Raw genomic sequence first — 11,852 nt, forward strand, 5'->3', positions numbered from 1 at the left:
AACGCCGCTGCGCTGGGTCCAGGGCACGAGGTTGCCTTACATCCCCGGCCAGTCTTCCGCCGTCAACGTCGCAGCATCTGCACCGACGATCTCGGAGAGCGAGTCCCGTCCCGTGCGGAGCAGCGTCGAGGCGAGATCGCGCTTGATCTCGTCGACGAGGCCGAGGCCCTTGTAGACCAGCGACGAGTAGAGCTGGATCAGGCTGGCACCGGCGCGGATCTTGGTGAGCGCGGCGCCGCCGGAATCGACGCCGCCGACGCCGATCAGAGGAAATGCGCCTTCGACGCGCACATAGGTCTCCGCGACCATGCGCGTCGACAGGCGGAACAGCGGCCTGCCGGACAGGCCGCCCTGCTCCTTGGCCCGCGTCGTCTCGCGCAACGTGCTGTTCCGCGCGATGGTCGTGTTCGACACGATCATGCCGTCGACCCGGCGCGATCGCGCGACCTGCACGACGTCGTCGAGCTGGGCGAGGCTGAGGTCGGGCGCGATCTTGAGCAGCACCGGCGTGTCGCCGGCCTTCTGCCTGACACGCTCGCGGGCGTCGATCACGCGTGCGAGGAGATCGTCGAGCAGCGCGCCTTCCTGCAGATTGCGCAGGCCCGGCGTGTTCGGCGAGGAGACGTTGACGGTGAAATAGCTCGCCACCGGCGCGAAGGTCTCGATCAGCTTGACGTAATCGGCGACGCGATCGGGCGAGTCCTTGTTGGCGCCGACATTGACGCCGACGATGCCGCCATGCTGCGCGCGCGCAGCGAGCCGGCGCAAGGCGACCTCCGCACCGTCATTGTTGAAGCCCATGCGGTTGATCACGGCCTCGTCGCGCTCGAGCCGGAACAGGCGCGGGCGCGGATTGCCGGCTTGCGGCTTCGGCGTGACCGAGCCGATCTCGACGAAGCCGAAGCCGAGCCGCAACAGCGCATCCGGCACCTCTGCGCTCTTGTCGAAACCCGCGGCCATGCCGATCGGATTGGGAAAGTTGAGCCCGAAGGCGCGCACCGCGAGTTTGGCGTCGTCGGCACGGGGCTTGACCGGCGGCAAAAAGCGCAGGCCCTGGATCGCGAGGCGATGCGCATCCTCCGGATCGAGCCAGCGCAGCACCGGCAGTGAAAAGGCGTCGAAAGCACGGATCACGGGGCAAGCTCCGGAACGTCGTGACTGCCATCGGAGCGCATGTTGAGATTCATCACAGAAAGCACGGCGCCGAGATCGAGCTCGCCATAGAGATGCGGAAACAGCTCGTCGTTGCGCGAACGCTCCCAGCGCAGTTCGCTGCCGAGCGCATCGCCATCGACCTCGACCAGGAACAGCGCGCGCTGTCCGGAATAGTGCTTGCGCAAGGTCTCGGGAACCTGGGAGGCGGTCGAAAAATGGATGAAACCGTCGCGCGCATCGTCCGCACTGCCGCGGTAGACACCCTGCCGTTCCGCCTCGCGCCAGGCCGAGGCCGGACAGATTTTGTAGATCTTGACCACCGCTTCCGCAGCCCTGTTTGCTCTTTGAGTCTTTTGGATTTTTTCGTCTCGTACGGGTCCCTCGAAACCCGGGCGCGACCGTAAAGGCGCCCCCCTCCGAACTCAAGAGTTAGCCGCCGCCTCTTGCGCGAAAAACGGAAAACCGGTTGATTTGAGGATAGTTTTCCTGAGTTGCGACGGGCTGGACCTTTCCATGGTCAAACAGGCCAATGCGCCGAGGATGCTGACCCACGACCAGATCTGGATCGCGTTGGATCGGCTGGCGGCACGCGCCGGTCTGTCGCCGTCCGGCCTCGCCAAGCGCGCCGGGCTCGACCCCACCACCTTCAACCGGTCAAAGCGCGTCACCGCCGACGGCCGCGAGCGCTGGCCCTCGACCGAATCGATTGCGAAGGCGCTGGCCGCGGCCGATTGCTCCATCGACGGCTTTGCCAGGCTGATCGACGATGACGCCAGCGACGGCCGCGCGGTGCCGCTGCTCGGCTTCGCGCTGGCCGGCACCAGCGGCGCTTTCGACGAAGCCGGCCATCCATCCGGCAAGGGCTGGAGCGAGATCGCGCTGCCGAGCGCCGAGGACGGCCACGCCTTCGCGCTGGAGATTTCCGGCGATGCGCTGCTGCCGGCCTATCGCCACGGTGACATCATCCTGGTCTCGCCCGATGCGCCGATCCGCAAGGGCGATCGCGTGGTGGTGAGGACGCGGACGGACGAGATGACGATCGCGACGCTGAAGCGCCGCACGGCCAAGGCGCTGGACGTGCAGCCGCTCGATGCGTCACAGCCGGCACGGACGATCGAGGCGGGCGACGTCGCGTGGATCGCAAGGATCGTGTGGGCGAGCCAGTGAGGGCCCCCGAATACTCCGCCGTCATTCCCCGCGGAGGCGGGGAATCCAGTACGCCGCGGCCCTCGACTCCATAAGTCCGGTCTCTGGAATACTGGATCGTCCGCCTTCGCGGACGATGACAGCGTGGTTTTTCCCTCACGCACTCCTTGCCAGCGCGCCGTCGATCATGTTGACCGCATTCTGGATGCCGTACACGGCGACGAAGGAGCCGAAGCGCGGGCCCTTCTCCTGGCCGAGCAGCACCTGATAGAGCATGTTGAACCAGTCGAGCGTGACGCCGGGGCGGCCGTCCTTGCCCTTCTTGACCTGATCGAGGAACGGCTCGCGGCGGCCGATTTCGTAGACGACGTTCTGGATGTCTTCGGCCGAGGCGTCCTGAGGCAGCTGCGACAGCGCTTCGCGCAGATCCTGCAGCGCGGCGCGCTCGGTATCCGTGGGCACGCGGAACTGCTTCGTCGGCGCGACGAAATCGCGATAATAGTTGATGGCGTATCCGACCATCGCATCGAGCTTGGGATGCGTCTGCGGGCTCACGCCGGGGCGGTAGCGGCCGATGAAGCCCCACAGCGTCTCGGCATTCTCCGCGTTGGACGACGACACCAGGGTGAGCAGGAGCTGGAACGTCACCGGCATGTCGCCCTGCGGCGGCTTGCCGGTGTGGATGTGCCAGACCGGATTGCCGAGCTGCTGCTTGCCGTCCTGCTTGGCAAAGCCGTCGATGAATTGCTGGTAGTCGTCGACGTTGCGCGGGATCACGTCGAAGTAAAGCCGCTTCGCCGCCTTCGGCTCGCGATACATGAACAGCGACAGCGATTCCGGCGAGGCGTAGCGCAGCCATTCGTCGATGGTCAGGCCGTTGCCCTTCGACTTAGAGATCTTCTGGCCCTTCTCGTCGAGGAAGAGCTCGTAGTTGAAGCCTTCGGGCGGCGTCGCGCCGAGCGCCCGCGCGATCGCGCCGGACAGCTTCACGGAGTCGATGAGATCCTTGCCGGCCATTTCATAATCGACGCCGAGCGCGACCCAGCGCATCGCCCAATCGGCCTTCCACTGGCACTTGACGTTGCCGCCGGTGACGGGCGTCTCGACCTCCTGGTTGGTATCGGGATCGAGATAGGTCACGGTGCCCGCGGCGACGTCGCGCCGGATCATCGGGACCTGCAGCACGACGCCGGTGGACTTGCTGATGGGCAGGAACGGCGAATAAGTGGCGCGGCGGTCCGGGCCGAGCGTCGGCAGGATGATCGCCATGATCTTGTCGTAGGCGGCGAGCATCTTGAGCAGCGTCGCGTCGAAGCGGCCGGACGTATAATAATCAGTCGAGCTCGCGAATTCGTAATCGAAGCCGAAATGATCGAGAAAGGCGCGAAGCCGCGCATTGTTGTGGTGCCCGAACGAGGGATATTCATTGGAGAACGGGTCCGGCACCCGCGTCAGCGGCTTGCCGAGATGCGCGGCCAGCATCTCCTTGTTGGGGACGTTGTCGGGCACCTTGCGAAACCCGTCCATGTCGTCGGAGAACGCGAGCAGGCGCGTCTTGATCTTGTCCTCGGTCAGCACGCGGAAGGCATGGCGCACCATCGAGGTGCGCGCGACCTCGCCGAACGTGCCGATATGCGGCAGGCCGGACGGGCCATAACCGGTCTCGAACAGCACCTCGTCCTTCGGGCTTTTCTTCAGCCGCGCGACAATGGCCTTCGCCTGCTCGAACGGCCAGGCGTTGGATTGTTCGGCGAGCGCACGCAAATCGCTCGGACTCATGCTGGGATCGATAACGGACATCAAGAAGGGCCTCCGGGCCGCGGAAAATAGCGATTTCCGGGCAGAATGCAATTTTGTGGGGCGGGCGTCAGACCCTCACCCTGAGGAGCGCGCTCTTCGCGCGCGTCTCGAAGGGCGAGGCCACTGACGGGGCCTTCATCCTTCGAGACGCTTGCTACGCAAGCTCCTCAGGATGAGGATCGAGAGCGGCACGCGACGAACTAGAACGGGCTCACCGAGAAATACCGCAGCCACAGATCGGTGTAGCGGCCTTTTTCCCAGACGCGGAACAGCGCCCAGTTCAGGGCCTGGCGCAGCACGTCGTTGCCCTTGCGCACGGCGATGCCGATGCCTTCGCCGAAAAAGCGGCTCTCGACGAAGGGGCCGCCGGAGAACGCGCAGCAATCGCCGGAATCGGTGCCGTTGATCCAGAACGCGAGCGAAATGGCGTCACCGAAGATGAAATCCACCTCGCCCTTGCGCAGCGCGGTGCGGAGCGCGTCGTCATTGGGATAAGGGTGTAGCTCGGCGTCGGTGAACATCGCCTTCAGATACGCCTCATGCGCGGAGCCCGCGATGACGCCGACCTTCTTGCCCTCGAGATATTCCGGGCGGATCTCGGGTATCACCGCATCCTTGCGCGAGACGAAGCGGGCCGGCACCCGGTAATAGGGATCGGTGAAATCGACGCGGGCGCGCAACTGCGGGCTCACCGCCATCGAGGCGATGATGGCGTCGCCGCGGTTGGAGGTCAGCGCGTCGACCAGCGTCTCGAAGCGGCGCATCTGCACCGTGCAGCTCACCTTGATCTCGTCGCACAGACTGCGGGCGAGATCGACATTGAAGCCGGCGGGATTGCCATCGGCGCCGGTGAAGTTGAACGGCGGATAGTCGGTCTCGGTCAGGAAACGGATCACGGTCAGGCGCGACAGGTCCGGCCGCTCCGGCCGGCGCCGTGGGTCCCAGAAGCCCGGCACGGCCTGCGGGGCGGCCTGGGGCGCGACCTGAGGCGAAGCCTGCGGCGCTGCCGGCGGCCGCTTGGCCGGGGCCTGGGCATGCGCGGCTGGCAGACCGGCAAGCAGGCACGCAGCGGCGGCCAGTCCGCGCAGCAAGCCACGGGCAGATTTGGACGATTTCGCCTGTTGCGATGGAGCCATCGGCCGGAAATGAACTGATATCGTTGGGATCGGAGCGCCTTATAGACCATCCCGCCGGGAACGCGAGCGGGGAATGTGGATCGGAAAGGTCCCTCCGCCGTCATGCCCGGGCTTGTCCCGGGCATCCACGAACTCTCCCACCCGCCCAAGAACGTGGATGGCCGGGACATGCCCGGCCATGACGATGTGGGAAGCACAGTGCCTAAATCAGGCTCAGATATATTTCTTCAGATCCGCCGCCGCCTCTTCCGGCGTGCGCTTCAGGTTGAACGGCGAGACGAATCTGCCCTCGCGGTCCATCAGATAGATCAGCGCGGTGTGGTCCATGGTGTAATCGCCGTCCTTGGCCGGGACCTTCTTGGCATAGACCCGGTAGGAGGTGATCACCTTGGCGATCTCGGCGGGATCGCCGGACAGGCCCTGAAGATGCGGATCGAAGCTCGACAGATAGTCCTTCATGGTCGCCTGCGTGTCGCGCTCGGGATCGACCGAGATGAAGACGGCATTGACCTTGCCGGCATCCTTGCCCAGCGCGCGCAGCACTTCCGAGATCTCGAACAGCGAGGTCGGGCAGACGTCGGGACAATGGGTGTAGCCGAAGAAGATCAGGGTCGGCTTGCCCTTCAGGTTCTTGTCGGTGACCACCTTGCCGTTCTGGTCGGTGAGCTGGAACGGACCGCCGATCGCGGCCGGCTGCGCCACCTTGCTCACCCCGCCCATGGCCCAGAACATGATCAGGAGCCCGACGATGAGGCTTGCGGCAAAGGCGGTCGCGATCACCAGCGGACGGGCCATGGAGCTCATAGGCGGAACACTTCCTGTCGGGGATCAGAAGCAGGCGGCGAAGCCGGTCCTGATGATTTCGAAGAACACCTGGGTGCCATAATGGAACCAGAGTGCGAGGGCGGCGACCACGACGAGGGCGCCGAGACCTGCGCCCGCCCACAGCAGCACGGACGGCATCCGGCCGGCAGTGGGCGAATTGTCCTGTACCGGATGAGCTGGATGCAGCGGTTGAGCCATGGCAAGGATCGGCGCGAAGGGTTCCCTGCCTTTCAAATAGGCGCTGGGGTGGGATCGGGCAAGCGCGGCGGAGGTGGTGGAGGATCACGCGGTGCGGAGGTGCGGGCTTGTCCCGCCTGCACGACCGAAGCCGCTTCGCGGCGAGGCGAAGGCCCGGGCATCCACGAATCTTCTGCGTATGTCCAAAAACGTGGATGGCCGGGACAAGCCCGGCCATGACGACGATCAGCGTTAGAAACGACCGGTCGCAGCTTACCGCGACGGCCTGTTCGTCGAAGCTTGCGCGTCCAGGTAGCAGGGCTTGTACATGGCCTGCAGCTGCTTGCCCCTCAGGAAGAGCATGTTCGGCGTGAGGCCGCCGCGCTGCGCGATCCAGCGCTTCACCTGCGAGGGATACATCGCATAGAGCATCTGGGTGGCTTCGGGATTGGTGACGGCGCGGCCGTTGCTGCCGAAATCCCATGCGGCGTGGAAGCCGAGCGTTGCGTGCGAGGTCACGCAGATCCGGTCGCGCGGGATGGCGCCCAGGACGATGGTGCAGGCCGAGGCGCAGAGACCGTCGATGATGACGGTTTCGCCAGATTGCCTGAGGTCCTGATATTTGTCGACGTAGGTTCCGATCCTGCCGCCGCGGTCATCCGCAATTCGAACCACCGCGTGAGAAGCCCCCATGCCAGCGATCAGCAGAACCGCCGCAAGCAACCCCGTCAGAACCTTCATTGTCCCCCGCCCCAGTCGTCTTCGAATCTGCGTGTCAGGTGGTGATGCGCGGCTAGCGTCTGTCGACTCCAAGGTTTTGTCTAGGCACGCCGGCTTCCTCAAAACAAATTCAAATCCAGTGTTGCGCCCGCGCTGCACTCGGCTGATCTCTATCCCAAAGCGGAACAAGTTAACGATGTCTTGCGCGCCGCACTCTTGATCTCAGTTGCAACCGCTGGCTTCAATCCGGGTAACTACAGGGGGGAACCCGTGGGAGGGGATACCAATGGCGGAAGAGACTGACGTCATCGTCGTCGGCGCGGGGCTGTCGGGGCTAGTGGCCGCAACGGAGATCGCCGACGCGGGCAAGCGCGTCATCGTGGTCGATCAGGAGGGCGAGCAATCGCTCGGCGGCCAGGCGTTCTGGTCGTTCGGCGGATTGTTCCTGGTCAATTCGCCGGAGCAGCGCCGGCTCGGCATCAAGGACTCCTACGAGCTCGCGCTCCAGGACTGGATCGGCACTGCCGGCTTCGACCGCGACGAGGATTTCTGGCCGCGGCAATGGGCCGAAGCCTATGTGGCGTTCGCGGCCGGCGGGAAGCGCGACTGGCTGCGCGCAATGGGTCATCGCATCTTTCCCGTGGTGGGCTGGGCCGAGCGCGGCGGCTATGACGCGATGGGCCATGGCAATTCGGTGCCGCGCTTCCACGTCACCTGGGGCACCGGCCCCGGCATCGTCGAGCCGTTCGAGCGCCGCGCGCGCGAAGCCGCCCAAAGCGGCCGGCTGACCTTCAGGTTCCGCCACCGGGTCGATGCGCTCTCCATCACCAATGGCACGGTCGATGGCGTCAGCGGCGCCCTTCTCGCCCCCGACAATGTCGAGCGCGGCAAGAGCTCGTCGCGCAATGTGGTCGGCGAGTTCGCGCTGAAGGCGCAGGCGGTGATCGTGGCGTCCGGCGGCATCGGCGGCAATCACGAGCTGGTGCGGCAGAACTGGCCGAAGCGGCTCGGTGATGCCCCGAAATTCATGATCTCGGGCGTGCCCGAGCATGTCGACGGCCGCATGATCGGCATCACGGAGAAAGCGGGCGCGCGGCTAATCAACCGCGACCGCATGTGGCATTACGTCGAGGGCATCCAGAACTGGTCGCCGATCTGGCCGCGCCACGGCATCCGCATCCTGCCCGGCCCGTCCTCGATGTGGTTCGACGCGACAGGCACGCGGCTGCCGGCGCCGCTATTCCCCGGCTCCGACACGCTCGGCCAGCTCAAATACATCACGTCGACCGGCTATGATCATTCCTGGTTCATCCTGACGCAGAGCATCATCAAGAAGGAGTTCGCGCTGTCGGGCTCGGAGCAGAACCCCGACCTCACCGGCAAGAGCTGGCGCATGACCCTGCGCCGCGCCACCAACAAAGGCGCGCCGGCGCCGGTGGAGGCGTTCAAAAGCCATGGTGTCGACTTCATCGTGCGCGACAAGCTCGATGAGCTCGTTGCGGCCATGAACCAACTCGCCGGCAGCGACTTATTGAAGCTCGAGCACATCAGGATGCAGATCGAAGCGCGCGACCGCGAGATCGCCAACCCCTATGTCAAGGACGCGCAGGTGATGAACATCCACAATGCGCGCCGCTATATCGGCGACAAGCTGATCCGCACCGCCTCCCCGCACAAAATCCTCGATCCCGCGCATGGGCCGCTGATCGCGGTGAAGCTCAACATCCTCACCCGCAAGACGCTGGGCGGCTTCGAGACCGATCTCGACTCCCGCGTGTTCGGCGAGGAAGGCAGCGTCATTCCCGGCCTCTATGCCGTGGGCGAAGCCGCCGGCTTCGGCGGCGGCGGCGTGCACGGCTACCGCTCGCTGGAAGGCACGTTCCTCGGCGGCTGCCTGTTCTCGGGCCGCAATGCCGGCCGCGCCGCGGCGAAGGCGGTGGGCTAGATCATGCCGCGGTGGATGCAGATCGGGGCGCTGGTTGCGGCATTGACCGCCGCCTCCGCCGCATCCGCCGATACGATCGACGTCAACGGCGTGAAGCGCTCCTACACCGCGCAGCTGCCGGCGAAGAAGCCGGCGCCGCTGGTGATCGTGCTGCATGGCAAGACCCAGCGCGGCGCCGACATGATCACCCGGACGGCATGGCCGCAAATCGCCAAGCGCGAGGGTCTCGCCGTCGTCTTTCCGGACGGACTCAACAATGCCTGGGCGGACGCGCGGACGAAGGCCGGCCCAGCTCTGCGCGGACCACCGCCCGGCACCGACGACGTCGCCTTCATCGCTAAGCTCGTGGAGAAGCTGGTGGCCGACGGCACGGCCGATGCAAAACGGGTCTACGTCACCGGCGTCTCCAGCGGCGGCGCCATGGTGATGACGCTGGTCTGCGCCCGCGCCGATCTGTTTGCGGCGGGTGCAAGCGTGATCATGAATCTCAACGACGAAGCCGCCGTCACCTGCCACCCGTCGCGCCCGTTGCCGATGCTGCTCATGAACGGCACGGACGACCCACTGGTGCCCTACGAGGGCGGACGCGGATCGAGCTATTTTGCCGCAGAGGGATTCTGGTCGACGGACGAGACCCTGGCGTTCTGGCGCAAGCTCAATGGCTGCGAGACGGACGAGGTGACCGAGACCGAGCTGCCCGACAGGAGTCCTGCAGACCAATCCACGGTGACGCGGATTTCCTCACGCTGTCCGGCGGGACACGAGGTCGTGCTCTATCGCGTCAATGGGGGCGGCCATCGCATGCCGGGATTTGCACCGGACGCGCGTTTCCCGAAAGTCGCGGCCAAGCTGCTCGGCGCGCAGAATGGCGACATCGACGGTGCCGAGACGATCTGGACATTCTTCAGCCAGTCTCGTTGAGCGGGCAACGCAAGCGTGCCAGGCAACGCATGCGTGCCCCGCGACGCATGCGTGCCGGGGGTGGCACAGCGCAAGTCGCTGGGCTAGACAGGGCCGCGCTTTCACCAGGAGATCCCTCAATGAGCATTCAGCGTTTTGAAACCGGCCCGCGCATGAGCCAGGTCGTCGTGCACGGCAACACCGTCTATCTCGCCGGTGTCGTCGCCAACAAGGCCGCCGGCGAAAGCGTGACGAAGCAGACCCAGGACATCCTGACGACCATCGACGGTCACCTCGCCAAGGCGGGCGCCGACAAATCCAAGCTGCTCTCGGCCACGATCTACATCACCGACATGAAGACGTTCGGCGAGATGAACGCGGTGTGGGACGCCTGGGTCTCGCCCGGCAACACGCCGGCCCGCGCCACCGTCGAAGCCAAGCTGGCTGCGCCGCAATACACCGTCGAGATCATGGTGACCGCGGCGAAGTGATTTCGCAGGCGATGCGAACGAAGCGCGATGAGGCCATCATCGCGCTTTTTTCTTTGCACATATCGATGACCTCCGAGGTAATCGATATGTGCGCATAAACCTCCGATGATCACGGTCAGCCGGACACGGCTTCATCGAAGGAGACTGACATGACCGACCACACCGCCATCGCCCTTTGCTATATCGATCTCTGGAACGAGCGTACGGCGAGCCGCCGGCGCGAGCTGCTGAGCGAGACCTGGACGGCGGACGCTAGCTATGTCGATCCGCTGATGAAGGGCGACGGCCCTGATGGCATCGACGCGCTGATCGCGGGCGTGCAGCAGCGCTTTCCCGATTTCACATTCAAGCTGATCGGCGAGCCCAATGGCTATGGCGATCATGTGCGCTTCAGCTGGGGGCTTGGTCCCGAGGGAGTCGACAGTCCGATCAAGGGCACGGATTTCGCCGTGCTGAAGGATGGGCGCATCAGGAGCGTGACGGGTTTTCTGGATCAGGTGCCTGCGGGGGCGTGAGGGGCCCTGCTCGTTACTGCGCCCTCTCCCCTTGTGGGAGAGGGCATCAACTCTCGCAGACACAGGCTCGGTAGGGCGAGGGGTATCTCTCCGCGCGCGGGGCTTTGAGAGAGGTGAGTGGCGGAGACAACCCCTCATCCGGCGCTTCGAGCCACCTTCTCCCACAAGGGGGAGAAGGAAAAAAGCGCATCGACAGCACTCAGGCTAGCCGATACGCCGCCTCCGCATTCGCCCCGAACGCCTTCTCCTGGACCGTCGGTCCAAGCCTTGCCAGACAGGCCTCCAGCGCGCCTTTGATCTCGCCGTAGCTGCCTGCGAGCAGGCACACCGGCCAGTCCGAGCCGAAGATCAGGCGATCCTCGCCGAAGCACTTCGCGGCATGTTCGACGAACGGAAACAGCCGCTCCGCGTCCCAGTCGGTCCAGACCGCTTCCGTCGCTAGCCCTGAGATCTTGCACCAGACGTTGCCGCAGGCGGCGAGCGCTGCGATGCGATCGGTCCATTCGTCGCTGCCGCCATTGGCGATCGGCGGCTTGGCGGCGTGATCGAGCACGAAACGTGCTTGGGGAAAGGCCTGCGCGGTTGCGACGGCCGACGGCAGCTCGCGGGTGCGGACCAGCAAGTCATAGGTGAGACCGCGGGCGAACACCGCGGTGAGGCCGCGCTGAACGTCCTCGCGCAGCAGCCAGTCGGGATCGGCCTCATCATGGACCTGGTGGCGGATGCCGACCAATCTGTCGCCGCCGGGCGCGGCGCGCAGGCGGTCGAGCGTTTCGTCAAGTGCAGCGTCGGTCAGATCGGCCCAGCCGACGACGCCGATCACCGACGGCGTCGCTTGCGCGATGCGCAAGAATTCCTCGGTTTCCTCCAGCGCGGAGCGGCACTGCACCAGGATGCTGGCATCGATGCCGTTGGCTTTCAACAAGGGCGCAAGATCGGCAGGACCGAAGGCGCGGCGGATCGGCGTGAGCTCCTCCGCCTCCATCCAGGGATAATCGGCGCGCGCCGGGTCCCAAAAGTGTTGATGGCCGTCGATGATCAT

General features: G+C 65.3%; 13 protein-coding genes. 5 read left to right on the forward strand and 8 right to left on the reverse strand.

Going from position 1 to position 11,852, the window contains the following annotated elements; all coding sequences use genetic code 11:
- Positions 1–36: 36 nt before the first annotated feature.
- Positions 37–1,134, reverse strand: a complete 1,098-nt coding sequence (locus LPJ38_RS01520) for a quinone-dependent dihydroorotate dehydrogenase (RefSeq protein WP_145630654.1) — start codon at positions 1,132–1,134, stop codon at positions 37–39.
- Entirely contained in the window at positions 1,131–1,475 is a 345-nt protein-coding gene (locus LPJ38_RS01525) for a DUF952 domain-containing protein (RefSeq protein ID WP_145630653.1), read from the reverse strand. Before LPJ38_RS01525 ends, LPJ38_RS01520 begins: the two co-directional genes overlap by 4 nt.
- 193 nt (positions 1,476–1,668) lie before the next feature.
- Between LPJ38_RS01525 and LPJ38_RS01530 the strand changes: the two genes are divergently transcribed.
- Positions 1,669–2,322: a S24 family peptidase gene (locus LPJ38_RS01530; protein WP_145630652.1), complete on the forward strand. Its 654-nt coding sequence runs from the start codon at positions 1,669–1,671 to the stop codon at positions 2,320–2,322.
- Positions 2,323–2,457: 135 nt separating this feature from the next.
- Here LPJ38_RS01530 and LPJ38_RS01535 read toward each other — a convergent pair whose 3' ends face one another.
- The 5 genes from LPJ38_RS01535 to LPJ38_RS01555 form a co-directional block, all read right to left on the reverse strand.
- A complete protein-coding gene (locus LPJ38_RS01535) occupies positions 2,458–4,101 on the reverse strand; it encodes a lysine--tRNA ligase (protein ID WP_145630925.1) in 1,644 nt (547 codons plus the stop codon).
- 200 nt (positions 4,102–4,301) lie between these two features.
- Positions 4,302–5,237: an ABC transporter substrate-binding protein gene (locus tag LPJ38_RS01540; RefSeq protein WP_145630651.1), complete on the reverse strand. Its 936-nt coding sequence runs from the start codon at positions 5,235–5,237 to the stop codon at positions 4,302–4,304.
- Between the two features lie 213 nt (positions 5,238–5,450).
- On the reverse strand, positions 5,451–6,041 hold the full coding sequence (locus LPJ38_RS01545; RefSeq protein WP_145630650.1) for an SCO family protein: 591 nt from the start codon (positions 6,039–6,041) through the stop codon (positions 5,451–5,453).
- A 24-nt stretch (positions 6,042–6,065) separates the two neighbouring features.
- The gene (locus LPJ38_RS01550) at positions 6,066–6,260 is read right to left on the reverse strand and encodes a hypothetical protein (protein ID WP_145630649.1); all 195 of its coding nucleotides are present in this window, start codon (positions 6,258–6,260) and stop codon (positions 6,066–6,068) included.
- 252 nt (positions 6,261–6,512) lie between these two features.
- Positions 6,513–6,980 (reverse strand): hypothetical protein, encoded by a 468-nt coding sequence (locus LPJ38_RS01555; protein WP_167520371.1) that lies wholly within the window; start codon positions 6,978–6,980, stop codon positions 6,513–6,515.
- Positions 6,981–7,245: 265 nt separating this feature from the next.
- On the opposite strand from LPJ38_RS01555, the gene LPJ38_RS01560 reads away from it, so the two are divergent.
- The 4 genes from LPJ38_RS01560 (at position 7,246) to LPJ38_RS01575 (ending at position 10,810) form a co-directional block, all read left to right on the forward strand.
- A complete protein-coding gene (locus LPJ38_RS01560) occupies positions 7,246–8,904 on the forward strand; it encodes an FAD-binding dehydrogenase (protein ID WP_145630648.1) in 1,659 nt (552 codons plus the stop codon).
- A gap of 3 nt (positions 8,905–8,907) precedes the next feature.
- Positions 8,908–9,825: a CE1 family esterase gene (locus LPJ38_RS01565; RefSeq protein ID WP_145630647.1), complete on the forward strand. Its 918-nt coding sequence runs from the start codon at positions 8,908–8,910 to the stop codon at positions 9,823–9,825.
- A gap of 119 nt (positions 9,826–9,944) precedes the next feature.
- Positions 9,945–10,295 carry a RidA family protein gene (locus tag LPJ38_RS01570; RefSeq protein ID WP_145630646.1) on the forward strand — a complete coding sequence of 117 codons (351 nt, stop codon included), beginning with the start codon at positions 9,945–9,947 and terminating at the stop codon, positions 10,293–10,295.
- A gap of 149 nt (positions 10,296–10,444) precedes the next feature.
- Positions 10,445–10,810: a nuclear transport factor 2 family protein gene (locus tag LPJ38_RS01575; protein ID WP_145630645.1), complete on the forward strand. Its 366-nt coding sequence runs from the start codon at positions 10,445–10,447 to the stop codon at positions 10,808–10,810.
- Positions 10,811–11,009: 199 nt separating this feature from the next.
- Here LPJ38_RS01575 and LPJ38_RS01580 read toward each other — a convergent pair whose 3' ends face one another.
- On the reverse strand, positions 11,010–11,852 hold the full coding sequence (locus tag LPJ38_RS01580) for an amidohydrolase family protein (RefSeq protein ID WP_145630644.1): 843 nt from the start codon (positions 11,850–11,852) through the stop codon (positions 11,010–11,012).

Source organism: Bradyrhizobium daqingense (assembly GCF_021044685.1).
Lineage (GTDB): Bacteria > Pseudomonadota > Alphaproteobacteria > Rhizobiales > Xanthobacteraceae > Bradyrhizobium > Bradyrhizobium daqingense.